This window comes from Pseudonocardia alaniniphila (assembly GCF_022524485.1).
Lineage (GTDB): Bacteria > Actinomycetota > Actinomycetes > Mycobacteriales > Pseudonocardiaceae > Pseudonocardia > Pseudonocardia alaniniphila.
This window is the reverse complement of record NZ_JAKXMK010000049.1, coordinates 1-25,676: the sequence shown is the minus strand read 5'-3', so window position 1 is coordinate 25,676 and position 25,676 is coordinate 1. Positions and strand designations below refer to the sequence as shown.

The window sequence follows — 25,676 nt, the reverse complement described above, 5'->3', positions numbered from 1 at the left end:
CTTCACCACGAAAGGCGTTCAGCCGCGTGGCTCAGTGGCCGGCGCTCTGGCCGCCGTCGATGTGCAGGAACTCGCCGGTGACCAGCGGGGACTGCTCGAGGTAGATGACGCCCCTGACGATGTCCTCGACGGTCCCGGGGCGCTTGCTGGGGTGGAACTGGGCGAGCTGCTCGGGCGTGGCTCCGCCCTGGAGCGGGGTGTCAATGAAGCCCGGTGCGACGGCGTTGACGCGGATGCCGCGGGCGGCGTACTCGATGGCAAGGGACTTGGTCGCCGCGGCGAGGCCGCCCTTGGTGACCGAGGCGAGCACCGACGGAACGTCCGAGCGGGCGGACTCGACGAGGGTGGTGGTGATGTTGACGATGTGGCCCCCGCCCTGCTCGAGCATCGGCTCGATCACGCGCTGGGTGAGGTGGAAGAAGCCACCGAGGTTGATGTCGATGTTGTTCCTGAAGTCCTCCGGGGTGAACTCGGTGAACGGCTTGGCCGTGAAGATGCCGGCGTTGTTGACCAGCGCGTCGATCCGGCCGAACCGGTCCAGGGCGGTGGCGACGATGTCCTGCGCGGTGGCGGGGTCGGCGATGTCGCCTGCCACTGCTTCGACACCTGCGTCGTCGCTGGGCTTCATGGATCGGGAGTTCGCCACGACGGCGTACCCGATCTGGCGGTAAGCCGTCACCAGGCCGGCGCCGATTCCCTGGGATGCGCCGGTGATGATCGCAACCTTCTGCTCGCTCATGGGTGTGCTTTTCCTGTTCCGATGTTGTGTTTCGTGATTTCGGGAGCTCAGCATTGGCGCTGGCTCCTCCTGGACCCGGCCCGCCGCAGTCGCGGCGGCCGTGGGCCTGGTGCTTGGGGCAGCTTTCTGCCGCGGAGGCGGATGCGGGACGGATGGCTCAGAACGCCGCGCGATCGCCGATTGCGACCTCGCCCGCCCTGACGACTTCGGCGTAGGCGCTCAGGCATGGCCGGCGCAGCGCCACCACCGATCCAGCGCCATCGCTCTCGTTCTCCACGGTCGCCTCGGACTCAGGCCGTCGGCAGGTGCTTGGCGAGGAACTCGCGGATCAGCGCTGCGACCTCGTCGCCGGCGCTCTCCAGGAGGAAGTGCCCTCCCTCCATCAGATGGACCTCGGCGTTCTCGGTGTCGCGAGCGAACGCACGGGCCCCGTCCGGGCCGAAGAACGGGTCGTACTTGCCCCACGTCGCGAGCACCGGCACCTGCTTGGTCCGCAGCCACTCGTGCAGCGCTGGATACAGCGGCGGGTTCGTCGCGTAGTTCAAGAACAGCTTCAGCTGCACCTCGGCGTTCCCCGGGCGCGACAGGAAGGCGTGGTCGAGGTGCCAGGTGTCCGGGCTGAGGATGCTCTCGTCCTCGACGCCGGTCACGTACTGATCCCGGATTGCCCGGAGCGTGAACACCCCCCGCAGCGCCGCCTCGTTCTCCGGGGTCTGCTCCCGCTGGTAGTCCCAGATGCCCTGCCAGCCGCTCGCGACGAAGCCCTCGTCGTAGCCGTTCCCGTTCTGGCTGATCACCGCGACCACCGCCTCGGGGTCGCGGACCGCGAGCCGCCAGCCGATCGGGGCGCCGTAGTCCTGAACGCCGATCGCGTACCGCGTCACACCCAACTGCTCGAGCAGCCCGGCAGTCAGGTCCGCCAGCGCGTCGAAGCTGTAGTCGAACTCGTCGACCGACGGCGCATCGGAGAGCCCGAACCCGAGGTGGTCCGGCGCGATGACCCGGTAGCCCTCCAGCTGTGGGATCAGGTTGCGGAACATGAACGAGCTCGTCGGGAAGCCGTGTAGAAACACGACCGTCGGCATGCCGGCCGATCCGGCCTCGCGGTAGAAGAGCCGACGGCCCCCGACCGTCGCGTACCTGTGGTGGACCACCACGCCCATCCCTCTAACCTCCATGACTGGTCGATGACGGTTATGAGGAGACCACGAGCGTCCTAACCTGTCAACGTGCGAATGAAGGTTATGAACATGACCGACGTCACGACGCTCGGCGAAGGGCTCCTGGTGTCCCGCTGAACGAGAACCGGTCGTAGTGGGCTTTCGGGGCAAGTTTCGTTACAGATCTGTACTGTAAACTTCTGGGAGCGGTCCACTGTGTGAGGAGAGGTCCAGAGTGCCTGTCCGCTCGATTCGCTCGTCCGACGTTGCGGCGCGAGAAGTTCTGCGCCGCAGGGGTTTGATGCCATTCGGGGTCGATATCCGGCCTGTGCCGGTGGTGGGACGCGACGCCGGGCGTGCAGGCGATCAAGCCCTCCGGGCCGACGGGTGGTCTCACCTGGGTCAACGTGACCATCAACCCTCGCTGACGGCTTTCTGAGCCGCCTCCGCGCTCCGGAGAGTCTCGTCCATTCGTTTTTCGACCAAATTCTGAAGGGAGCGGCGCCATGTCCGCTGTACCCGGGCGCGGAGTCACGCCCGCCACCAAGTCGTTTCGGCGAATAGGAAGTCGCGCCACCCGGAAGGCGACGATCATCGCCTTCTTCGCCTGGCTTTTCGCGGTCTTCGACTTCATCATGTTCGGCACGCTGCTGCCGCAGATCTCCGCCAGTTTCGGCTGGGACGACGCCACGGCGTCCCTCGTCTCCACGCTGGTCTCGGTCGGCACGGCGATCATCGCGCTGGCGGTCGGACCGATCACCGACCGGATCGGGCGCCGCAAGGGCATGATCCTCACCGTCTTGGGCACGGCGGTGGCGTCGGCTCTCTCGTCCGTGACGCCCAGCGCCGCCTACCTCATCGGTGTTCGGTCCCTCGGTGGTCTCGGTCTGGCCGAGCAGGCGGTCAACGCCACCTATCTCTCCGAGATCTACGCGGTCACCGACGACGAGAAGATCAAGAAGCGCCGCGGCCTGATCTACAGTCTCGTGCAGGGCGCCTTCCCGCTCGGTGTGCTCCTGGCCTCCGCCTGGGTCGCGATCTTCCTGCCGGTGATCGGCTGGCGCGGCTGCTTCCTGCTCGCGGTGTTCCCCGCGGTGGTCATCGCCCTGATGCGACGGGGGCTGCGCGAGAGCCCGCAGTTCGAGCTGGAGTTGCAGCTGCGCAGGCTGCGCAAGCAGGGGCGCACCACCGAGGCCGCCGAGCTGGCCCGCTCCTACGGCGTCGACGAGCGGCCCGCCGCTCCGCTGGCGGCGATCTTCAGGGGTCACGCGCTGCGTAACACGCTGGTGCTCGGGTTCGCGTGGTTCATCAATGCGGCCGGTATGCAGCTGTTCGCCGTGCTGGGCACCACTGTGCTCACCGAGGGCAAGCACGTGAGCTTCACGAATTCGCTGGTGCTGCTCATCGTGGCGAACGCTGTCGGTTACGTCGGCGACATTGCGCACGGATTCCTCGGCGACCGGCTGGGCCGCCGCAACGTCATCGCGTTCGGCTGGATCACCGCCGGGGTCCTGTTCGCGTTCATGCTGACGGTGGCGAACGGCACGATCGCCGTGGTGATCCTGTACTCGCTGGGCTTGTTCTTCCTGACCGGTGCGTATTCTGCGATGTTGTTCTACATGGGCGAGTGCTACGACACGACGTGTCGCGCCACGGGCACCGGGTTCCTCAACGCCATGTCCCAGCCCGGCTCGATCGTGGCCGGCGCCATCGTCACGGCGATGCTCGCGAGTGGCTCGACCTGGGCGCACGCCACGCTTCTGGTCGGCGCGGTCGGCACCTTCGTCTCCGGGGTCGTCATGTTCGGTGCCCGCAGGGCGCCGCTGCTGCAGGGCTGATCGGAAAAGCCCCATATCCGCCAATTGGTGTGATCAGGTTCAATCTCCTGCGGCAGATACGGTGGAAATGCCTCCTCGCTGAGGAAGAAATGCCCGCCCCGATATGGTCCGGTACGGTCGACTGGGGCTCGGGCTCTCGGAGAGAGGTTGATGCAGGTCGCCCGCAAGCCGTTGCCACGAGCGGCAATCGTGCGGCGGTCCTGCGCCGCCCCGCATGTCTGATTCGCGCGGTCCACGGGCGGGTCGCGCGAGAGCGGGAGATGCCTACGACATGCGTGACTGCGGCACAGAGAGGCGCGAGACGAACATCCATGTTGTATAACAAAATTCCGATTCCGGACGTCGACTCCCAGGCTGCGCGGGCGATCGTCGCGGAGGCAGCGTCCAGGTCGCTGCCCGACCCCGCAACACCTGACGGGCTCGCGATGCTGCGGTCAGCGGCGGACCGCGCACCGCGCACCGAACGCGCCGTGGACAAGCTGATTCCGGGTACCGCCGGCGAGGTGCGTGTGCGCATCATCCGGCCGGACGAGGAGGCTCGCGCCGTCCTGCTCGACGTCCACGGCGGTGGCTGGTTCGGTGGCAAGCCCGAAGAGAACGACTACGCCAACGAACTCACGGCCCGGGACGCCGGCGTGGCGACGGTGAGCGTCGACTACCGACTCGCGCCCGAACATCCCTATCCGGCCGGCCTCGAGGACGTGCTGGCCGCCGTCGAGTGGCTGATCGACAACGCGGTTTCCGAGTTCGGCACCGAGAAGCTGCTCATCAGCGGCAACTCCTCAGGTGCCCATCTTGCGGCGCTGTCGGTGCTGCACGTCCGCGACGGGCTGGGCGCGATCGACCGCCTGGCCGCGGTCAGCCTTGTCAACGGCGTCTTCGACCCCACCCTGACCCTTGCCGAGCGCCTGACGACTCCCGCCACGCCGATCGTCAACACGTCGTTCCTGCGCGCCACCCGCGAGCTGATCTTCCCGGACACCGCCGCGGTACTGCGCAACCCCACGGTCTCCCCGCTGTACGCCGATCTCACCGGTTTGCCGCCTGCGCTGTTCACCATCGGGGAGCTCGACCCGTTGCTCGACGACGCCCTGTTCATGGCAGAGCGCTGGCGGGCGGCCGGAAATGACGCCGAGATCGACTTGTACCCCGGAGCCATCCACGGATTCGTGAACTCCGTTCCGCCGCTCGGGAAACACGCGCAGGCGCGGATCAACACCTGGATCAGCGATCATTTGACTGCCTAGTCCGAGAAGCGCGGCTTGCGAGGATGAATCCTCGACGGAGAGCACGCAACAAACAAGGGCCGCATTGCTGATTGCGGCAGCGTGCGTGTCCTCCGATACTCGGTCAGGCGCGCGCTCGTCGGCACTCGAACAGAAAGTCCGATCCGTGAGTTCTGTGGCCCGTTGTCATGACTTCATCGTCGCCGGTGCGGGAACCGCGGGCTGTGTGCTCGCCGCGCGCCTCTCGGAGAACCCCGACACCAGCGTGCTCCTGTTGGAGGCCGGCTCCCGTACGCCGCTGGAGGCGGTTGCCTCGGCCGAGACCTGGCCGGCACTCATCGGCTCGTCGATGGACTGGCAGGACACGTCGGTCGTCCTCGAGAGCAGCGGACGAGCCGTGGAGTTGCCGCGCGGCCGTGGGCTCGGCGGCTCGTCGGCGATCAATGCCATGGCGTTTCTGCGTGGGCATCGGTCGAGCTACGACGCGTGGGTCACAGCCGGGGCGGAGGGTTGGGGGTTCGCCGACCTGCTGCCCTACTTCAAGCGCACCGAGCACATCGACGGACGAGACCCCGCCGTGCGCGGCCACAGCGGGCCGCTGCGGCCCGGGCCGACCGCTCCGCCGCACCCGATCGCCGAATCCGCGCTCGAGGCAGCGCGGCAGGCCGGCCATCGGATCGCCGGCGACATCAACAGCGGCCTCGAAGAGGGCTTCGGCGTCACGGACATGAACATCATCGAGGGCAGGCGGCAGAGTGCCGCCGACGCCTACCTGCGCCCGGCCCTCGACCGGCCCAACCTCGACCTGGTCACCGACGCATTGGTGCATCGCGTCGTCCTCAACGGCGACCGGTGCAGCGGGGTCGAGTACAGCATCGGGCAGCAGACGTTCGTCGCGCAGTGCGATGGGGAGGTGGTCCTCACCGCCGGTGCCATCGGATCGCCGCAGGTGTTGCTGGCATCGGGGATCGGTCCGAAGCCCCATCTGGACGACGTCGGGATCACGGTGCTCGCCGATCTTCCTGGCGTGGGTGCCAACCTGCACGACCACCCGGCGTCCGGCGTCACCTACTACTCGGCCCGAGCCGTCCCGCCGTCGAATGGCAACATCGGAGAGATCAAGGGCCTGATCCGCAGCAGGGATGGCCTCGACGGCCCGGATCTGCAGATCATGATCGTGTCGCAGCCGCTGCGTCAGCAGACGAGGCCGGGCCCCGGACCGGGGGAGGGCTACGAGATCATTGTCGCGCTCATGACGCCGTTCAGTCGTGGATCGGTGCGGCTGGCCTCCACCGTTCCCGGCGCCCCGCCGCTGATCGACCCGCGCTACTACACCGACACCCGCGACGTCGACGCCGTGGTCGCCGGCCTGCACCGTGCCCGTGAGCTCGGGCAGATGCCCGCCTTCACGCCGTGGCGGCGCGAGGAGTCGGAGCCCGGCGCCGACCTGCGGCGCGAGGAGGATCTCCGCGCGTACGTCCGCGACGGTGCCAGCAGCTATTTCCACTATGCGGGTACGTGCCGGATCGGGACCGACTCCGACGCCGTGGTCGACAATGAACTGCGGGTGCACGGCCTGCGCGGACTGCGGGTGACGGATGCGTCCGTGATGCCGTCCCCGGTGTCGGCCAACCTCAACGCAACCGTTTATGCCATCGCCGAACGTGCAGCGGAGCTCATCCGGGGCGAGAACGGCTCGTGACCCTGTCGAACGAACTCTCCCACATCGACGCCGAAAGCGGTGCACATGAACGATGAACTCGACGCCGCGCAGCCCTGGTCGTCCACAAGAACTCGAGAAGATCACGTGTGAATGATGTATCCAGATGACGCTATCCATACAAATCGGAATGCGGGTAATTGTCGACATGCAGTACCGCGGATAGCCTCGGGCCCGTGCAGATTCACGAGTTCGCCAGTGGGGAGTTCGAAGACGTCGCCGGTGAGTTCTTCATACCGGTGATCGTCCGAACGGCTCCCGGCGTCCGTGGGCGGATGGCGGTGCAGGACCTGGGCGAGGGCTTGGTGCTCTCTCGGCTGCATTCGGGCCCGAGATCGGCGGATCGGACCGACCGGATGGCAGCGACGGCTTCGGAAGACGACCGGATGCTCTTCGTCGTACAGGTGGCCGGCCAGGGCCGCTTTTCCCAGCACAACCGCCTCGCCGAGCTGGGGGCCGGTATGGGGTTTCTGCACGAGGCGCGCGCTCCCTTCACGTGGGTCTCGCAGACCGACACGCGGCATCTCGTCTTGTCTTTCTCGCGCGAGCTGCTGGCGCTGCGCGCCCCCGAGATCACCGAGGCCTGTGGCCGAAGCATGGACCCTGCTTCCCCGGCCATGCACACGCTGGCCGCCTACCTCGATCGGTTGTTCGAGATCGCCGACGGCCTCACGCTGCCGCAGCGGCTGGACGCCGGGCACGCCGCGATCGACCTGCTCGCCATGGCGCTGCGAGACGTCGTCCCCTCGGTAGCCGGCGGCGACGGCCCGGCGGAGGTGCTGCTCGACATGATGCTGATGCACGTCCGCGAACACCTGGCCGACCCGCACCTGCAGGTGGACGAGCTGGCGCGGCGGCACCACGTGTCGGTCAGCCACGTGTACACCCTGTTCGAACGAATCGGATCCACGCCTGCTTCGTACCTGCGCGAGCAACGGCTGCTCGCCGCACAGGCGATGCTGGCCGACCCGAGGCACGCCCGGCTGGCGACGTCGGACATCGCGGCTGTGGCGGGGTTCGTCGACCGCAGGACGTTCGAGCGGGCGTTCCGGCGGCAGTACGGGATGACGCCCGGCAACTGGCGCCGTGAGCGTTGCCGCTCAGGATCCGCTTCCGCAACCCTGGAGGAAGAAATGCCTCCCCCCTGACGAGGAGGCGCCGTTCCCCGAGAAGGCGATGGCGCACCCGGCCATCGGGCGCATCCGGGCCCTCGGTCAGGAGAGTGCGCGGAGCTCGGTCTGGATCTCCTGGTAGACGGTGACAGTGTCGGGGTTGACCACGAAGCTGGTGAGTTTGGAGAGGTCGAGGCCCGGACCGCCGAAGATCAGGTCGGCGTGGTCGGTGCCGGGGGGCAGTTTCTGTTGCAGACCGGCGAGTGCGGCGGGATATCCGAGCGACTGGGTGTCGGTGATCTGCGCCTGCTCGGTGAGTTGGTGCTTCAGGAACGCGTAGGCGGCGTTGGTGTGCGGGGCGCCCCTCGGCATCGCGTAGCAGTCCACCCACAGCTCGCTCGTCGGCGCCGGCACCACCCAGCGCAGGGCGGGGTTCTGCATGATCGCGCGCCGTGCCTGCGACTGGTCGTACATGCTCACCACGATCGAGCCGTTCACGAGGGGGTCGACCTCCGTGCCTCCGAGCTGCGGTTTCGCCCGGGTCGCCCAGTCCTTGAGCCGGTCGCCCGCGGCGCGGATCACCGACTGGTCGGTGGTGTTCCAGTCCTGTCCCCGCACCCACATGACGATCCCGACGTTCTCCCATCCCGAGCCGGACAGCCGGATCTTGCCCTGCACCCCCGGGCGCTCGCCTGCGTCGAGGACGTCCTGCCACGTGCTGATGTTCCCGCCCACCGCACGCGGGTCGTAGACCACGCCGACGACGCCCCAGTCCTTCGGGATCGAGTACTGGTTGTGCGGGTCGTAGTTGCGGCTCAGCAGCGAGGGATCCAGCGTGGACAGGTCGACCCTGCCGGTATCGATCTTCTCGATCTGGCCGCGGGAGGCATAGAAGGGGATCCAGCCCGACGTCGGGACGACGAGGTCGAACCCGGTGGCGGCCACGCTGCCCAGCTTCGCGGCCAAGGTGTCGTTGTCGTCGTAGGTGCTGATCTTCGGCGTGATCCCGGTCGCCGCGGTGAACGCACTGAGGTTGTCCTGGGCGAAGTAGTCGGCCCAGCTGTAGATGTCGACCTCCGAACTGCGGCCCGACGGCGGGGCACTCGCGGACCCACCGCAGGCTGCGACGAACGCGGTTGCCGACAAGGCGCCGGCGGCAAGGAAGCTGCGGCGGGTCAGCCGCGCCGGCGACCTGAACCGGGCCGATGCCGTGGCGGGCACCAGATCGTGCTGTGTCATGAGTGACTGCCGTTCCTGCAATGGATGGACGGGACCGGCCGAGGCCACCGGTGACGAGGCAGGCGCGGCCGTAGAAGGGCTGGCTCGAACCTTCTGCCGAATACGCGTTGATCGGTCATCTCCGGAGGAGCACGCCCATCTCACGATCACTGGTCATGAAGCGGTCATTTACGGATTTCAGAACGCCGGCATGACCGCCCACCGATGCACCCCAGTGGACCGCGCCGGTCGGCTCGGGGGCGGGCATTTTCTCGTCAGCGGAACGGTATTTCCTTCACGAGGGCTGCGCAAGCAGACCCTCGGCTGTGGGGCGTCATCCCGGGGTATCTTCTGTGGTGTGTCGGGTGGTGGGCCGAGGGTTCGATGTTCCAGTTCTCGGACCGGCCAGGTCGTGCCGTCGTCAAGATCGTGTGAGTGCTGCGGCCGGGCGGCAAGGTTGGTCGACAGCGACCGCGCGATCGTCCTGGGTCGATGAGAGGAATCGAATTTTGCAATCGGTTGCCTATGTGATTGACAAACCGGGGAGGTTGTCGAAGCCGATCACCCGTGCCGCGGCCGGCCGTCGGGCGGGTGAAGTTTTGCTGCGCATTCATGCGACGAGTGTGAATTACAAGGATTATCTGGGGGTGGTGACCGGCGAGCTGCCTGACCTGACCTGGCCGCGGGTCCCATTCGCCGACGCCAGTGCTGAAGTTGTCGAGGTCGGTGACGGGGTCGCGAATGTTTCGATCGGCGACCGCGTGATCCCATCCTTCTTTCCGAAGTGGCAGGCCGGCGATCCAACGGCCGATGGTCTCTCGCTCATCCATGGTGACCAGGTGGATGGCATGCTGCAGACCCATGTCTGCGTCTCGTCGGCCTGCCTGGTGCCGACACCTGCTCATCTGTCGGACGTCGAAGCTGCAACTCTCGGCTGCGCCGGCGTGACGGCGTGGCGCGCTTGTTCGAAGGCGAGCGTGAAGCCCGGACATACTGTCGTGATTCAAGGCACCGGGGGTGTATCCCTCTTCGCTCTCGGGTTTGCCAAGATGGCCGGAGCCACGGTCGTTCTCACGTCCTCCTCGGACGCCAAGTTGGAGCGCGGGCGCGCGCTGGGCGCGGACCACACGATCAACTACGGCCGGATCCCGGAATGGAGCACGGCGGTGTCGGACATAACCGATGGGCGCGGAGCGGACGCAATCATCGATGTCGGCGGTGGTCACACGCTTGCCCAGTCGGTCCGGTCCGCCCGGATCGGTGGCCACATCGCCTGTGTCGGTTTCGTGAGTGGTCGCGAAAGTGCGGAATTCCCCAACGTCGTGGTCATGGCCAAGAACATCACCATGGTGGGGTCCACTGTCGGCAGCATTGACGACACTGCCGATATGTGCCGGGCAATTGACGTTCACAAGTTCCGGCCGTCGGTCGACCGGGTCTTTCCCTTTGGCGAGGCGCAGGAGGCGGTTGACCATCTCCTCACGCAGGGGCACTTCGGGAAGGTGTCGATAACGATGTGACCGCGTTGCCGTCCGTGCGCGTGATCGGAACCGGGTTGGTCGACGGCCAGGGCGCGAGGGGGTCGGTGTCGACTCCTCCTACGTCTCCAGGATCTCCGCGGTGCGAGTGAGCACCCGGCCGCGGAGTGGTGGGGGCGGCCCTGCTGTTGGTAGTGCAAACGCTTGGAGCTCGGGTTCTGCCGCGTGTAGCTGCTCGTCGACCCGCAGGAGGAGACCTCAGGGAGGGTCTGCGGCCGCCGATGACTCCATGATGCAAAGCCCTGCAAAGTTCCGCAAGAGTCATTGACGGGGTCCGTGTTGTTTGACCTAATGATCCGGAGCCGAGCGGCCTGTCCCGATCCATAGCGACGCTGCCCGGGTCCGTGAGCGATCGAAGGAGCTCCTCATGACCATCTCGGGTGGGCACTGCGCCGTGCCGCCTTCTGTGCCTGGCGCCCGTTCGCTCGGGCTGCCGCAGGCGTCGCTCGTCGGCGTGGCGGGGCCTATCGCTATGTCGGCTACCGGCGGAGGTTCTGCAGCGCGCTCACCGGCGAGGTCCGGGTAGACATCGCCATCGCCTGGAGGCCAAGGCCGGTCCGTAACGGTAGCCGCGGGCTCGATGGGGGTATGTCGGCGCGGCAACGTGGTGGTCCCCCCGCAGCCGATGCGGCGGGTCGCGACCCTGAAGGCCCCGTGGCAAACGACCAACTCGAAGTGCTGCGCCCGATGCGAAGGGTGCAGATCCCGGCACCGCGAAAGGATTGGCTCATGTCATGTCCTTGATCAGCGGCGATCAGAAACATGTTGCAGTGGCCGACGATTCAACGAAACCGGAACCCCGACCGCTACGCCGCCGGCTGCGGTTGCCGGCGATGGCGGAGCGGTATGCGCCGTACATTTTTCTGGCTCCGTGGTTCGCAGGCCTGGCGCTCATCACCGTTGGCCCCATTCTGGCGTCGGCCTATCTGTCCTTCACCGACTACAGCCTCATCGGAACACCGTCGTGGATCGGGCTGGACAACTACCAGCGTATGATCAGCGACCCACGGTTCTACTCCTCGCTCAAGGTCACCTTCATCTACGTCCTGGTGTCGGTACCCCTGCAGTTGGCGTTCGCGCTGGCGCTGGCGCTCGTGCTGGACAAGGGCATCAGGGGGCTACCCATCTACCGGTCGATCTACTACTTGCCGTCGCTGCTCGGTGGCAGCGTCGCGGTCGCCATCCTCTGGCGTCAGATCTTCGGTACCGACGGGCTCGTGAATGCCGCACTGGGTTTCTTCGGCTGGGAGGACGCCCCGGGGTGGGTGTCGAACCCGGACTACGCATTGGGCACGCTGATGATCCTCAACATCTGGACCTTCGGTTCACCGATGATCATCTTTCTTGCCGGCTTGAGGCAAATCCCGCGGATGTACTACGAGGCGGCATCCATCGACGGCGCCGGCCGGGTCCGCCAGTTCGTGCGCATCACGTTGCCCCTGCTGAGCCCGATCATTTTCTTCAATCTCATCCTGCAGATGATCGGCGCCTTTCAGACGTTCACGCAGTCCTTCATCGTCAGTGGCGGGACCGGTGGGCCTGCCGACTCTACGCTCTTTTACACGCTCTACCTCTATCAGCGGGGATTCGGCAACTTCGACATGGGCTACGCCTCGGCGCTCGCCTGGGTGCTGCTGATGATCGTCGCTGGATTTACCGCGGTGAACTTCCTCGCTTCGAAATTCTGGGTGTTCTATGGCGACGACTGATGCAGTGACGTCAACCCCGCGAACCCGACGGCGCCCCCGCTACCTGGCCCACGCGGGCCTCATGGCCTTCGGGCTGTTCATGCTGTATCCGCTGATCTGGCTCCTGTCGAGCTCGTTCAAGCCGACGCCGGAGATCTTCACCTCGCCGGGGCTCATCCCCGAGAACTTCACACTGGAGAACTATGTGGCCGGCTGGACAGCCCTGGACAGCCCGTTCAGCCGCTATCTCCTCAACAGCCTCATCGTGGTGGTCGGGTCCATCATCGGCAATCTGCTGGCGTGCTCGCTGGCCGCATACGCATTCGCCCGGCTGAACTTCAAGTTCAAGCGGTTCTGGTTCGCGGTGATGCTCGGCACGATCATGCTGCCGATACATGTCGTGATCGTGCCGCAGTACATCCTGTTCGCCCAGCTGGACTGGATCAACACGTATTGGCCGCTCATCGTCCCCAAACTGCTCGCCACGGACGCGTTCTTCATCTTCCTCATGGTGCAGTTCATCCGCGGCCTGCCCAAGGAGCTCGACGAGGCGGCGCGTATCGACGGCTGCGGCCACTTCGGGATCTTCTGGCGTGTGATCATGCCGCTGTCGCTCCCGGCATTGGCTACGACGGCGATCTTCACGTTCATCTGGACCTGGAACGACTTCTTCAGCCAGCTCATCTTCCTCACCGGCCCGGACATGTACACGGTCCCGGTTGCACTGCGAACGTTCGTGGACGCGACGAGCCAGACTCCATGGGGTCCGGTGTTCGCGATGTCAATCGTTTCGCTCGGCCCGATCTTCGGGTTCTTCCTCGCGGGCCAGCGGTACCTCGTGCGTGGCATCGCAACTTCGGGGATCAAATGACCGAACGGAGCGAGATCAGTCGATCGGGGCGACGTCACCAGCGACGGGTCTCCATCGCCGCGGATTGCTGGGACTGCCGGCTGTATCTCGGCAGACGGCGCAAGCTCAAGGCCGATAGGGAGGGAGTCAGGCGATGGTAGGACCAGGAATCGCTGCAAGGGAGGGTCGGCGCCCTTGGCGTATCGCGCTCTCCGGCGTCGCGGGCACAGTGGCGCTGCTGGCGGTGGCCTGTGGTGGCGGGGCGGGTGGGGGTTCGGAGGGCGTAACGCTCCAGTTCGCCTGGTGGGGGAGCGATGTCCGGCACGAGTACACCCAGAAGATCATCGACCTCTACGAGTCGGAACATCCCGGCATCACCATCCAGCCGACCTTCACCGGCTTCGCGGACTACTGGGATCGCCTGGCCACGTCCGTTGCAGGGGGGAACGCGCCGGACATCCTCCAGCACGAGACGCGTTACGTGCGCGAGTACGCGGAACGCGGGGCGCTGCTGGATCTGTCCGAGTACGCGCCTGACATCATCGACACCACGGATCTCGACCAGTCAGTGATGGGAACCGGCGTGATCGACGGCCGGATGTACGCCATCCCGATCGGTGTCAACGCCCACGCCGTCGTTGCCGACCCGCAGGTGTTCGCTGATGCAGGTGTCGCGATGCCGAACGACGATACGTGGACCTACGACGAGATGATCGACGTCGCCGCTCGAATCACTCAGGCCGCTCCTGATGGCACCTGGGGTTACCAGATGACCACGGCGATCGACACAAGCTTCGAGACCTTCGCGAGGCAGCGCGGAGAGGCACTGTTCAACGAGCAGGGCGATCTCGGATTCAGGCGGGAAACCCTCGTTGACTGGTGGACGTACCAGCAGGCCTTTATCGATCGGGGCGCAGGTCCACCGGCGTCGAAGGCAGTGGAGATCGAGGCTGCCGACATCGACGGGTCACTGTTCTCCACACACCAGGGGGCGATGGGAACCGCGTGGACCAACCAGCTGCTCGCACTGGAGGAGGTGTCTGGCCGTAGCCTGGAACTGTTGCGCTTCCCCGGCCAGGGCACCGACAAGCTCGGCATGTACTACAAGCCCTCTCAGTTCTGGTCCGCCAGCGCAAGCACCGAACATCCGGAGGAGGCCGCTGCATTCATCAATTTCCTGCTCAACGATCCGCGGGTGGCCGACCTCATGCTCAGCGAGCGTGGCCTCCCGGTGAATCTGGTCGAGCGCGCTCGCATCCTCGGGAAGCTGACTCCTTCCGACCAGCGCGCTGCCGCCTTTCTCAAGGACATCGAGCCCGATATCGCGCCCCCGCCGCCGCTGCCCCCGCGGGGTGCCGGCGAAGTGCAGGGAATCTTGCAGCAACTCAACGAACAGGTGATGTTCGGTCAGGTGGCTCCCGACAACGCTGCGGATCAGTTCATGCAGCAGATTGCCACCGTGACGAGTTGATCTCGGCTTCCCTCATTGCGTTCCCTGGCCGGCAACGGGTGTGGCGGTGCCGAGGTTCTTGCCGAAGTGGATGCCTTTTGCTTCGGTGCCGAGCAAGGTGAGGGCGGCGACGGCGCAGAGGACGGGGACGATCGTGATGATCAGGGCGTAGGGGTAGCCGTGGGCCGCGGCGAGGCTTTGCTGGATGGGCAGGTTGAACGCGGCGAGGCAGTTGCCGAGTTGGTAGGTGACGCCGGGGTAGAAGCCGCGGATGGCGTCGGGGGACATCTCGGTCAGGTGGGCGGGGATGACCCCCCAGGCGCCTTGGACGATGACCTGCATGAGGAATGAGCCCAGGGCGAGCAGGCCCGCCGTGTGGGAGAGGGCGAACAGCGGCACGATGGGCAGCCCGAGCACGGCGCAGAAGGCGATGGTGTAACGGCGGCCGTAGCGCTCGGACAGGGTGCCGAAGACGAGCCCGCCGATCGTTGCGCCGACGTTGTAGAGCACGGCGATCCCGGTGGCGGTGCCCGGTAGGAGGCCGGCGCCACCGTCGTGCTTGGCCTGCAGGAAGGTGGGGTAGATGTCCTGCGTGCCGTGACTGAGCCAGTTGAAGGCTGTCATGAGCAGGATGAGGTAGCCGAAGCGGCGGACGATCGCGGGGTTGAGCAGCACGTCGCGGATCGAGGAGTTGGCCATCCGCATCTGCCGGCGGGTGTCGGTCCAGACTTCCGATTCGCGGACGCGAGCCCTGATCAGCAGGCTGATCAGGGCGGGGATGATGCTCAGGGCGAACAGCCAGCGCCAGGACAGGCCGAGACCGGTGAGCACGATCAGGGAGGCCAGGGAGGCCAGCAGATAGCCCAGGGAGTAGCCCTGCTGCAGCAGACCGGAGAAGAAGCCGCGTCGGCGGACGGGGATCTTTTCCATGGCCAGTGCGGCGCCCAGGCCCCACTCGCCCCCCATGCCGATTCCGTAGAGCAGGCGCAGGATCAGCAGCACGGTGAAGTTGGGTGCGAACGCGCAGAGGAACCCGACGAGGGAGTAGAAGCAGACGTCGACGAGCAGGGGGATGCGACGTCCCATGCGGTCGGCCCACAGCCCGAAGATGGTCGCTCCGACCGGGCGCATCACCAATGTCGCGGTGGTGATGAAGGCCACCTGCGTCAGCGAGATGCCGAAGTCCGCGGCGATGTCGGCGTAGACGAACACCACGACGAAGTAGTCGAACGCGTCCATCATCCAACCCAGCAGGGCCGCAAGGAATGAATTGCGCTGATCGGCTGTGAGCGGGGTCGGCGAATCTTGCGTCTCGGTCACAAGAAGATCCCGAGGTTTTTCGTTCCCAGCGAGGCCTGGTCGAGCAGGACTCGCCGCCTGCTGATTTTCAGCTCGCCCGCCACCCACCGCAGATGATCGGTGCGTTCACCGACGATGAGGTCGTAGCGCCCATGGTCGCCTCGGCTACGGAAGAGCATGAGGTTGCCCACCACTTGATAGCCGTCCTCGTTCGCTGTGATCCTGAGATTGGTGACGAATCGGCGGGTCATCGATCGAGGATCCTCGGCCCATGCGACGGGGGTGCCCAGCCGCCGCACTCGCAGCTCCAGTGACTGGCGATTGTCGTCGAACCAGCAGATTTCCTCGACCACGTCCGGATTGCCGGTCTTGCGAGTGACGCGGATCGGGGCCACGTACTCGACATCGTCCGTGAAGAGCTCCAGCCACTCCTCGTAGCGCCCCGCGTCCAGCAATGCTGCTTCGTCGACAAGCAGATCATGGACCGCCATCCGGGTCTCGATGTCGACACGGGGCGGCGTTGCGGTCATTCGAACTCCCGGCCGGCCAGGTAGTCCAACCATGTGCGGTAGAACGTGCGCCCGGCCGCCTCGTTGAACTTGCCGTCATAGACGTCCCCCGGGCCGGGGAAGTCCTGCAGCGGCTGCATGCCCAGGCCCATCTCGTAATGCAGGAACACCTCGTCCGCCCGGCTGAGCGACGCCGTGGCGTTGCGGGTCTGGGCTTCCCAGTTCTCTGTGTCGTCCTGGTCGAACATGCCGGACGCACCGAAGGTCTGGGTGTACATCTTGCGTCCGAGAGTCTTCCACCAGTTCGGCGCGTTTTTCTCCACCAGGTGCCATGACCACACCTGCGTCTGGTCCGGGCCGATCGGTTGCCACGACCGCAACATCATCCCGCTGACCAGGCGCCCGTCGATGTTGATGAAGCTCGGGATCAGGAAAGAGAGGTTCGGGAAGACATTGCCGTGGACATTCTTGACCCGCTTCAACAGGTTCAGCTGATGAGGAGTCAGCCTGCTGGCGTACTCGTCCGTGAGTTCGGCAGGGAAGTACGAGCCCGCCTCGTCGCCGTGCACCCCGACCCCCAGGCCGTGCCCACCACCAGGGTCGACGTGGTAGCCGTCGCGGCCGAAGTCCACTTTCTCCACCAGTCCCAGCCGCGCCAAGAACGAGTGTGCGGTGGCTGTGTGATAGGCGTCAGCGGTGAAGTTCTCGGACGGCAGTTTCCAGCCGGTCGGAACCACCCATTTCTGGGGGACCCCCACGACTTCCATCTCGGCGCGCCCCACCACGAGGTCCAGGTACCAGGCGACATTGCCGAGATAGCTGACGAGCTGAGGAGGGTGTTTGCTCCACGTGGCGAAGACCAGTCCTTGGTAGATGTCGACCTTCGCCTCGATGAGGTGCAGTGCGTCGCGGTCCAGGCCGCCCGGGTACGCGACTCGCTCATACGGCGCGCCGACCAACGTGCCGAGGAACTCGCCCTTACTGCCGTAGGTGAAGCCGTGGTACGAGCACCGCCACGCGTTCGTGGAGCCGAAGTCCTCACATGCCAGACGCATGCCGCGATGCCGGCAGGCGTTGAGGAACACCCTGACCGTCCGATCGTCGCCGCGAGCGACGATAATCGACTCCTCGCCCATGTCGCGAACCACGAACGAACCCGCCTCGGGCAGCTCCGACACGTGGGCGACGAACAGCCACGCCTCTCGGAATACGGTCGACATCTCGAGCCGATAGACATCCGGGTCGGAGTAGATGAACATCGGAATCCGGCCGTATTCGGGCTGAACGGTCTCGATCAGCCGAGAACGGACACGGTCGATGGCAAGCGCATGCATTATCGAATACCTATTGCGCCTCGTTGGCGGCGTGGTGATTCGGCGGGACTGTGCATGGGCTCATCGTTATCTCTTTACATGCAGCACGGCGATAACCCCCGAGAGGCATGTTTCCGAGGCAGCGGGCGGTTGCGGCCCAGTGGGTAGCTCCCGAGCGAGGGATCAAAGTCTGCCGCCCTTGCTCTGAAGGTAGCGGAGAGCATCGAGACGAGAGCGCACACCGATCTTGTTGAAGATGTGCTTCATGTGCTGCTTGACTGTGTTCGTTGCGATCCCCAGGTCGATGGCGATCTCGGCGTTCTGCAGGCCGCTCATGGCCAGCACGAGCACTTCGCGTTCGCGCTTGGTCAGTACCTCGGTGACATCGCAACCGGAGCCGACGGCGGGGTCGTGGTCGCCGGCCTGCAGGCCGTCCAGCCGAAGGGTATGGGTGTCGCCGTCCGACCAGCTGGGCGGGGTCAAGGGGTTCGCCACCGGTCTGCCCCGTGCGTGGGTGACCGCGTTGGCCAGCGCGATCGAGAGGAAGCCGCCGAGCCGGTGGGCCACGGTCAAGTCTTGCGGAGTGAAGGGCGGACGCCCGGTCCGTCGTGCAACAGTGGCCGTCCCCACCGGCCTGCCGTTGCGGAGAAGCAGCGCGAACAGACAATGCTCGAAACCGTACCGCGACAGGACGAGGCCCACCGGAGATTGCTGGTGCTCGCCCACTTCGTTGTGGATCATGGCGTCGTGCACGGGGAACCGCGTGGCGAACGACCGTTGCCGGTAGACGTCCGTGTGGCGGGAGATCGACTCGAAGTCGGCGAGCATGCTCACCGGCGCGCCTTTGATTGTGGCGACCAGGCCCCGATAGCGGTGATCGATCAGATGGATCGCGCCTGAGTCGGCTTGCAGCATGCGAATGAGGTCCGGCAATGTCCGCCGCTGGACGGTGACAGGATCGAGCGAGCCGCAGGCCCGCTCACCGAATAGGGCAACATCCTGCCAGTCAATGCCGCTCATGCGGATGGTGATTCCTCCCGGGCGCATCGAGCCGCCGTTCCGCTCGCCACGGTGCGGCCGCCCCGAGAGAGGAGGGTTCATGGGTCGCGTCGTCTTCGTACGTCGGCGCACTGGACGGTTCACTGTCGTTCAACATGTGCTCAGACCCGCGCGGCCGCTCGGGCACGGAGAAGGTGGGCGGCACGCTCGGCGATCCCGTAGACCGTGGCGTTGGTGTTGGCGTTGACAGGGGTCGGCATCACCGAGGCGTCGATCACACGCAGTCCCTCGATCCCGCGCACCCGCAGCTCCGTGTCGACCACGGCGTGGTCGTCGGTGCCCATGCGGCAGGTGCCTGCGTAGTGGAAGTAGGTGTGCATGCTGCGGCGTACGTAGCCGCGCAACTGGTGGTCGTCACGCGCCGGGAGGCCGGGTTGAGCTTCCTCGCCCCGCCACGGCGCGAACGCGGGTGCGTTTCCCAGATCACGTGCGGCGCGCAGCCCTGTCACCGCGGCGTCGAGATCCCGGCTGTCGCTGAAGTAGGCCGGGTCGATGAGCGGCGCCGCAGCCGGATCGGCGCTCGCCAGCCGGACCGAACCCCGGCTGAACGGCGCCAGAATCGCGACCACGATGGTGTAGCCCGCCCCTCGCTCGGGGCCCGGGACCGTGTCGCCGAGCATCGGCGCGATCGCGCAGAACAGTTGCACGTCCGGCCACGCCGCGTCGGCGGTGGTGCGGATCGTGCCTTTGGCTTCGCCGCCGCCATTGCCCACGCTGCCCACGACGGGCTGCCGCGATCGGTACACCACGCCTGTCAGCGGGTGGTCGTGCAGGTTCGCGCCCACCCCGGGAAGATCGGCGACGATCGGTACACCGACCTCGCGCAGGTGCGACTGCGGGCCGACGCCGGAGCGCATCAGCAGCTGCGGCGAGCCGATCGCACCGGCTGCCAGCACGACGTCACGGTCGCACGTCACGCTGACGACCTCCGAGCCGACCTTGTACTTGAGACCCGTGCATCGCTCGCCGCTGAAGAGGAGCCGGTGCACCAGCGCGTCGGTGACGACATCGAGGTTGGGCCGTTGCAGCGCCGGCCTCAGGTAGGCGTCCGCCGCGCTCTGTCGCCTGCCGTCGACGATCGTGAACTCCGCCCAGCCGAATCCTTCCTGCACGCCGCTGTCGATGTCGTTGACGAGCGGATGACCGACCTGTCGGGCGGCCTCCAGCATGGTCTCCGACAGTGGGTGCGGCGGCGACACCCGCCACAGCCGCAACGGACCGCCGTTGCCCCGCACGGCAGGGTCCCGGCCCTCGACATGCTCACTGCGCTTGAGGAAAGGCAGCAGGTCGTCGAACCCCCAGCCCGTCGCTCCGGCCGCGACCCACGCGTCATAGCTCGCCCGGTGGCCCCGGATGAACGACATCGCATTGATCGCCGAGGACCCACCCACACCGCGCCCGCGCGGCAGCCGCACCCGCGGGCTGCCGGGCACACTCACGGATACGTCGCCCCAGTCCATCGAGGTGCCCGCCAACGAGGGCCATGCCTGGGGATCGGCAGCGGCCGGCAGCGGATCCCGGCTCCCTGCCTCCACCAGCAGTACCCGCGTGCCGGCGTCCTCTGTCAGTCGGGACGCGAGCACACAACCCGCCGTTCCGGCACCAACGATCACCACGTCGTACGGACCCGAATGAGTAACCAATTAATCGACTCCCGTGCAGATGTTGTAGTGACCACGCATCACGCGGAGGCGCCGTGCTGATGGCACCGCCTGGACTCCCACTGTCGAGATCAGGTGCCCACCGCGCATCACGCGGACGTCACGCGAGATCCGCGAACGTCCTGTCGCGTAGGTCGGCGGCGAAGGCGCGGTGGGCAGGGATCGGCGTCCGTGCTCGACCACCGACGACCCTGCTCGAACGTGCCGCAGTGTTCTCTGCAGGAGGAGGTCCGCATCGTCGGGTGGACCGTCCAGCAAGAATTCGGGGGGTACCTCGGCCGGCAACTCTGGAGTTCGCGGAGCGCATCGACTACTTTCCCTGCATTCGGTGCAGGTCTCGAGGTGTTGTTCGAGCGTGATATTCGATGTCATTTCCTCTCCTGTATCCCGTCCGGACGCCGATGACCACGTGGGATCACTCCCGCGCCGGCCGGCCACGCCGCTCCAGTGGGCGTGGCCAGCCGGCCGGCGGGGGAGCGGCAGGGCTCGGACCGATGATTCGGGGCCCGTGGGGGCGACTGCCGGATAGCGGCATCCACTCGTCCACCGAGGCGAGCAATGCGTGTGCCAGGGCAGGCCCCGGACCGAGTGCGACGGTCATGACGGCACGAGAACCGGCTTGATCGTGGTGCCCGCCTTCATGGCCGCTGCGGCCTTCTCGATGTCGTCGAGAGGAAAGGTGCCGACGAGCTTCTCGACCGGCAGCCGGCCCGTCGCCACCAGCGCGGCCAGCCGCGGCAGGAAGACCGGTGGATTGCTCCGTCCCTCGACGACGCCGACGACGCGTTTGCTGCCGTTGACCAGGTCGGCCACGTCGAACGGAGCGGTGACGCCGAACGGGGGCACGCCCACGACGGCGGCGGTGCCGCCGATCGCGAGGCTCTGGATCGCCTGAGCCAGCACGGCGGGCACCCCGCTGCTCTCGACCAGGTACTGCGGGCCGCCACCGGTGATCTCCGTGACCCGCTCGCGAGCGTCCTCGGTACGGGAGTTGACGACATCGGTCGCGCCCAGCGCGCTGGCGACATCGAGGCGCGTGTCCTGCACGTCGACGACGACGATCTTGCTGACCGGCAGCATCGCCGCCGCCATCACCGCCGACAACCCGACCACGCCTGCCCCGAAGACGGCCACCGTGCCGCCCGCCTCGGGGGCCAGCGTGTTGAGCACCGCCCCCGCCCCGGTCTGGATGCCACAGCCCAGCGGCCCGAGCACCGCGGACGCGACGTCGGCCGCCACATCGGGGACCCGGATGGTGTTGCGCTCGCGGGTCAGCGCGTAGTCGGCGAAGGACGACTGACCGAAGAAGTTGCCGTGCACCGGCGCATCGCCGTCCCACAACGTGGGTGTGCCGTCCGGGCGCGCACCGTTCGTGAAGTTGTAGGCCACGAACTCCACGCAACGCGACGGTTCGCCGGACACGCACCACACGCAGTGTCCGCACGAGTCGAAGGTCAGCATGACCCGGTCGCCGGGGCGCACCGAGGTCACCCCGGCCCCGACGGCCTCGACACGTCCGGCGGCCTCGTGGCCCGCGACACCCGGCAGTGGGAAGGGGAATTCCCCTGCCTGCACGGCGAGATCGGCGTGGCACATGCCGACGGCCTCGACGCGGACGAGCACCTCGTCGGCGGCGGGTTCGCCGATCGTCAGATCGCGGCGGGTGAACTCCGCACCTGCACTACTGAGAAACATGGCGGTGGTTCGGCGGCTCATCGTCGCACTGCTCCAAATCTCGTCGGACCGGGGCGGGCCCGCTCGGGCCGATGTGGGGTCAGCTCTCCCGGGTGGTCTGGAGCTCGAGGGTGATGTCGGTCGTGTCACCGATGAGAAGTGGACCGCCCACCTTGGAGACGTTGCCGTTCACGCCGAATGCGGACCGGGAGACGCGCCCGTACGCGGTGAAGCCCATCCGGAAGGCTCCGGTCTGGTCCTCGCCATCGCCGGAGAATCGCACCTCGAGTTCGACGGACCGGGTCGTGCCTCGGATGGTCAGGTCGCCGGCCAACAGGAACCGGTCGCCGTCCGGGACGAGGCCGCTCGATGCGAACGTCGCCACCGGGTGGTTCGCCGCGTCGAAGTAGTCCGCCGAGCGCAGGTGGTCATCACGCGCGCTGACGCCTGTCGAGAGAGTGGTCACGTCGATCTGCGCCTGGACGGAGGACTTGGTGAGATCCTCGGCGATCTCCAGGTGGCCGGACAGCCCCCTGAACGTCCCCCGCACGCGCGCGCCCACGAAGTGGGTGGCGAACTGGAGGAACGAATGGACCGGATCGAGGGCGTACCGACCGGCGGGAATATCGATGCTCATTGTTACTCCTTCGCGCAGGCCCTATGAGGCCGTCGAGGTCACGGCTCATGATTGTTCAGCTGAATATTTTCGCAATGATCGACACACCCAGGCCTGCGGTTCGCGACCGGCTGAGAGCGGAGTGTTGTCCGAGCGGACGACGAAAAGCTCCGGAAGGAGCGGGTCGAAATCGCCGGATTTCGCCGCTGCTCGAACCCGGACCCGTTCATCTGAGGAGTTTGCCGATCTGCGTCGGTTTGTTCCGTCTTTTCATTGTCCGGTGACGGGCATCGCGGTGCGACTTACTGCAGTGGTGCCGGTGAGGTGCGTGGCGAGTCGGGCGGCTTGGTTGCGGATTTCTGGGACGGATATGGCTTCCCAGGCGGTGCCTCTGGTGGGTGGGCCGAGGGCGTACATGCCCGGCACGACGTCGCCGCGGCTGTCGAGGAGCTCACCGCTTTCGGTGCATGCGACGCCGAGGCCGAGTGGGTCCGGGGTGATGGAGCCGCGGTCGAGCAGGGCCCGTAGGAGCGGGTTCGTGGTCTTCGTGACGTCGCTGAGGGGACCCGTGCAGTTGATGAGTGCGTCGGCTTCGAACGTGGTGTCGGCGAGGTGCACGCGGCAGCGGGTGCCCAGGTCGTCGACGGTCCGGAGTCCGCCGGCGTGGAGGGTGAGTCTCCCGGTGTCGCGGTAGGCGCTGATCCGGGCGGCGATCTGGGGGGCCATGCGGTTGCGGTGCACGTGCCAGGTGTGTTCGTAGGTGGTGAGGAAACGCCGTCGCTGGGATTGGTCGAGGCGGCGCCAGATCGACTGCGATTGCGGGCGCATGCCGTCGAGGACTGCGCGCCAGTCGACGCCACGGTTGTGGGCGGCGGCGATCTGGTCGTAGACCAGATCGGCGATTCCGTCGGTGGTCAGGGGGCCGGTCGGGATGGGTGTTCGCCAGTCGGGGAGTACCTGTTCGAGGTGGGCGCGGGGGAGTTCGCCGCGGCGGCTGACCATCACGACCCGGCGTTGGGAGGCGTCCTCGAGGAGGGTGATGGCCGCGTCGATGGCGGTGAGGCCGCTGCCGGCCAGAACGACGGTGGCGTCGTCGGGCACGCGAGCCAGGGCTTCGAGATCCCACGGGCTTTGCAGGTGCCACGAGGCGTCGCGGACCGGACCTGCTGCGGTTGCCAGCCGGTGGGGAGCGGAGACACCGTAGGCGAGAACGACGCTCTCGGCCGGGGCGGTTGCGCAGTCGGTGCTGATCTCGAAACCGCCCTGGCGGGACGCGATGTCCTTCACCCGGGCGCCCACGATGCTCAGTCGGTGGCCACCGAACTGGCTGACCAGGTCTCGCAGATAGTCGCCGTAGACCATGCGCGGCAGGAAATCGGTGGGTGTCCACCCGCGCCCGGCGCACCGGGCCCAATCCGCGAAGTGGTCGGGCTCGTCGGGGAATGCGCTCATGACCTGCGCGCGGAGGTTGAGCAGGTGCCGGGGATCGGTCGTGCCGTAGGCGACGCCGAGATGGCCCCGACAGGGGTCGGCCTCGAACAGTGCGATCCGAAGACCGGGATCGCTGCTGGTGCGCAGCAGGTGAAGTGCGGCGAGCGTGCCGCTCGCACCCCCGCCGACGATCGCCACGCTCGCCTGCAGGCGGTCCGGATCCGCCGAACCGATATCCGCGCCGTCACTCACACTGCACTCCCATCCTCCCGGGCCCGACATGTGCACGTCGGCGGATAGGGCTGACCGCGTAGCGGCTGACCCGGGTACCGACACCCTGTCCGGTTCAGCGCTTGGTGTAAGAGTCGGCGATCTGGCCCACGAGCACGGCGAAGGGCATGTCGAGAGCGGCGTAGACGTCCGCCGCGAGCGGATGGGCATTGTCGGCGAGGATTTCGACCATCACGTTCGAGTAGTCGACCGGGATGACGCCTGCCTGCGCCATCCGCGCCAAGCCGGCTTCCCTCTTTGCCTGCCAGAACGTTCCCGACGCGTCGATCGCGGCGTAGGTGTCGAACCCTTCGGCCGTCGCGGCCAACGCCGGCAACGCCAGACATACTTCAGTGGACACTCCGGTGATGATCAGCTTTTTCCGGCCGGTCGCCCGGATGGCGCCGACGACACGTTCGTCGTCCCAGGCGTTGACGGTGGTCCGGTCGATCACCTCGAGGTCGGCAGGCAGTGCTGCGGCCAGTTCCGGGATGAGCGGGCCCCACATGCTGTCTGCCGCGGTCGTGGTGACCACCAGCGGCAGCCCCAACACCTGGGCGGCCTTGGCCAACGCCACGACGTTGTGCTTCAGGTCGCCGACCGGGATATCCCGGACGCCGCTGTAGAGGCCGACCTGATGGTCGACGAGCACTAACGCGGCGTTGTCTCGAGTCAGCCGCTCGGTGAATCTGTTTGCAGACATGACTTCTCCCCATAATAGGAACGAATAGGCATGAATCGGGCGATCTGAGCGGCCGACGCCTGACTATTCGGCCGGTATCAGGAGTCCTGAGACCGAGCCGAAGTAGTCATACTCCACGACTATCACAGGGCTGGACTCGCCGCAAGGTTGTGGAGTAAGGACGGCCACGGAGTAGCCGTGTGTTCATCGAAGCGTCACTGGACGCTGGAAGCTTCATCGGATTGCCGAGAGATCATATCGGCAGGTCAGAACGATCATATCGGGCGATTTCGGGTGAGCCCGCGTCTCGGCGGAGACGTCGAACGCGCCTCGGTGAGGGGCTTCCGGTAGTCGGGCCGCCGCCTGCTCGCCCTGGCAAATTTAGTCATGGATTTGGACGATCTGCGACGTGGGCGGTGGTCGATCGCTGACAGGGGGTGAACCCGAGCTGCTCGATGGAGTACCGCGGGCGTGTCCGCTGGTGCGTCGATCGGGTGTCAGTCCTTGATGTTGAGCAGTCGTGACGCGGTCTGGCTGCGGATGAGCTCCTTGTCTTCCTCGCTCAGTCCGTGCACGCCCTCGAGTTGTCCGAGTGGGTCGTAGTGCCCCATGTCGAAGGGGTA

At 66.5% G+C, this 25,676-nt stretch carries 20 protein-coding genes; 8 read left to right on the top strand and 12 right to left on the bottom strand.

Annotated features, from left to right (window positions below; all coding sequences use genetic code 11):
* Positions 1–31: 31 nt before the first annotated feature.
* Together MMF94_RS39330 and MMF94_RS39325 are read right to left on the bottom strand one after the other, a co-directional pair.
* Positions 32–739, bottom strand: a complete 708-nt coding sequence (locus MMF94_RS39330; RefSeq protein ID WP_241042580.1) for an SDR family NAD(P)-dependent oxidoreductase — start codon at positions 737–739, stop codon at positions 32–34.
* A gap of 290 nt (positions 740–1,029) precedes the next feature.
* Positions 1,030–1,902: an alpha/beta fold hydrolase gene (locus MMF94_RS39325; RefSeq protein ID WP_241042579.1), complete on the bottom strand. Its 873-nt coding sequence runs from the start codon at positions 1,900–1,902 to the stop codon at positions 1,030–1,032.
* A gap of 503 nt (positions 1,903–2,405) precedes the next feature.
* On the opposite strand from MMF94_RS39325, the gene MMF94_RS39320 reads away from it, so the two are divergent.
* The 4 genes from MMF94_RS39320 (at position 2,406) to MMF94_RS39305 (ending at position 7,831) form a co-directional block, all read left to right on the top strand.
* Positions 2,406–3,737, top strand: a complete 1,332-nt coding sequence (locus MMF94_RS39320; RefSeq protein WP_241042578.1) for an MFS transporter — start codon at positions 2,406–2,408, stop codon at positions 3,735–3,737.
* A 311-nt stretch (positions 3,738–4,048) separates the two neighbouring features.
* Positions 4,049–4,984, top strand: coding sequence for an alpha/beta hydrolase (locus MMF94_RS39315; protein ID WP_241042577.1), 936 nt, complete (start codon positions 4,049–4,051; stop codon positions 4,982–4,984).
* A 145-nt stretch (positions 4,985–5,129) separates the two neighbouring features.
* A complete protein-coding gene (locus tag MMF94_RS39310) occupies positions 5,130–6,665 on the top strand; it encodes a GMC family oxidoreductase (protein ID WP_241042576.1) in 1,536 nt (511 codons plus the stop codon).
* Between the two features lie 194 nt (positions 6,666–6,859).
* On the top strand, positions 6,860–7,831 hold the full coding sequence (locus MMF94_RS39305; RefSeq protein WP_241042575.1) for a helix-turn-helix domain-containing protein: 972 nt from the start codon (positions 6,860–6,862) through the stop codon (positions 7,829–7,831).
* Between the two features lie 66 nt (positions 7,832–7,897).
* Here MMF94_RS39305 and MMF94_RS39300 read toward each other — a convergent pair whose 3' ends face one another.
* Entirely contained in the window at positions 7,898–9,034 is a 1,137-nt protein-coding gene (locus MMF94_RS39300; protein WP_241042574.1) for an ABC transporter substrate-binding protein, read from the bottom strand.
* Positions 9,035–9,522: 488 nt separating this feature from the next.
* Here MMF94_RS39300 and MMF94_RS39295 point away from each other — a divergent pair, with 488 nt between their 5' ends.
* The 4 genes from MMF94_RS39295 (at position 9,523) to MMF94_RS39280 (ending at position 14,560) form a co-directional block, all read left to right on the top strand.
* The gene (locus MMF94_RS39295) at positions 9,523–10,533 is read left to right on the top strand and encodes a zinc-dependent alcohol dehydrogenase family protein (RefSeq protein WP_241042573.1); all 1,011 of its coding nucleotides are present in this window, start codon (positions 9,523–9,525) and stop codon (positions 10,531–10,533) included.
* A 752-nt stretch (positions 10,534–11,285) separates the two neighbouring features.
* On the top strand, positions 11,286–12,260 hold the full coding sequence (locus MMF94_RS39290) for a carbohydrate ABC transporter permease (protein ID WP_241042572.1): 975 nt from the start codon (positions 11,286–11,288) through the stop codon (positions 12,258–12,260).
* A gap of 4 nt (positions 12,261–12,264) precedes the next feature.
* Positions 12,265–13,110 carry a carbohydrate ABC transporter permease gene (locus MMF94_RS39285; RefSeq protein ID WP_241042571.1) on the top strand — a complete coding sequence of 282 codons (846 nt, stop codon included), beginning with the start codon at positions 12,265–12,267 and terminating at the stop codon, positions 13,108–13,110.
* A 208-nt stretch (positions 13,111–13,318) separates the two neighbouring features.
* On the top strand, positions 13,319–14,560 hold the full coding sequence (locus tag MMF94_RS39280; RefSeq protein WP_241042570.1) for an ABC transporter substrate-binding protein: 1,242 nt from the start codon (positions 13,319–13,321) through the stop codon (positions 14,558–14,560).
* Positions 14,561–14,572: 12 nt separating this feature from the next.
* Here MMF94_RS39280 and MMF94_RS39275 read toward each other — a convergent pair whose 3' ends face one another.
* The 9 genes from MMF94_RS39275 to MMF94_RS39230 all read right to left on the bottom strand — a co-directional run bounded on the left by MMF94_RS39275 (position 14,573) and on the right by MMF94_RS39230 (position 25,023).
* A complete protein-coding gene (locus MMF94_RS39275) occupies positions 14,573–15,781 on the bottom strand; it encodes an MFS transporter (RefSeq protein ID WP_241042612.1) in 1,209 nt (402 codons plus the stop codon).
* Between the two features lie 74 nt (positions 15,782–15,855).
* On the bottom strand, positions 15,856–16,368 hold the full coding sequence (locus MMF94_RS39270; protein WP_241042569.1) for an aromatic-ring-hydroxylating dioxygenase subunit beta: 513 nt from the start codon (positions 16,366–16,368) through the stop codon (positions 15,856–15,858).
* A complete protein-coding gene (locus MMF94_RS39265) occupies positions 16,365–17,567 on the bottom strand; it encodes an aromatic ring-hydroxylating dioxygenase subunit alpha (RefSeq protein ID WP_241042568.1) in 1,203 nt (400 codons plus the stop codon). Before MMF94_RS39265 ends, MMF94_RS39270 begins: the two co-directional genes overlap by 4 nt.
* A gap of 276 nt (positions 17,568–17,843) precedes the next feature.
* Positions 17,844–18,680: a LuxR C-terminal-related transcriptional regulator gene (locus MMF94_RS39260; protein WP_241042567.1), complete on the bottom strand. Its 837-nt coding sequence runs from the start codon at positions 18,678–18,680 to the stop codon at positions 17,844–17,846.
* Between the two features lie 140 nt (positions 18,681–18,820).
* Positions 18,821–20,332 carry a GMC family oxidoreductase gene (locus tag MMF94_RS39255; RefSeq protein WP_277398939.1) on the bottom strand — a complete coding sequence of 504 codons (1,512 nt, stop codon included), beginning with the start codon at positions 20,330–20,332 and terminating at the stop codon, positions 18,821–18,823.
* 645 nt (positions 20,333–20,977) lie between these two features.
* Positions 20,978–22,096, bottom strand: a complete 1,119-nt coding sequence (locus MMF94_RS39245) for an NAD(P)-dependent alcohol dehydrogenase (protein ID WP_241042565.1) — start codon at positions 22,094–22,096, stop codon at positions 20,978–20,980.
* Positions 22,097–22,154: 58 nt separating this feature from the next.
* Positions 22,155–22,691 carry a YceI family protein gene (locus MMF94_RS39240; RefSeq protein WP_241042564.1) on the bottom strand — a complete coding sequence of 179 codons (537 nt, stop codon included), beginning with the start codon at positions 22,689–22,691 and terminating at the stop codon, positions 22,155–22,157.
* 249 nt (positions 22,692–22,940) lie between these two features.
* Positions 22,941–24,353 carry an FAD/NAD(P)-binding protein gene (locus MMF94_RS39235; RefSeq protein ID WP_241042563.1) on the bottom strand — a complete coding sequence of 471 codons (1,413 nt, stop codon included), beginning with the start codon at positions 24,351–24,353 and terminating at the stop codon, positions 22,941–22,943.
* Positions 24,354–24,447: 94 nt separating this feature from the next.
* Positions 24,448–25,023 carry an isochorismatase family protein gene (locus MMF94_RS39230; RefSeq protein WP_241042562.1) on the bottom strand — a complete coding sequence of 192 codons (576 nt, stop codon included), beginning with the start codon at positions 25,021–25,023 and terminating at the stop codon, positions 24,448–24,450.
* Between the last annotated feature and the right edge of the window lie 653 nt (positions 25,024–25,676).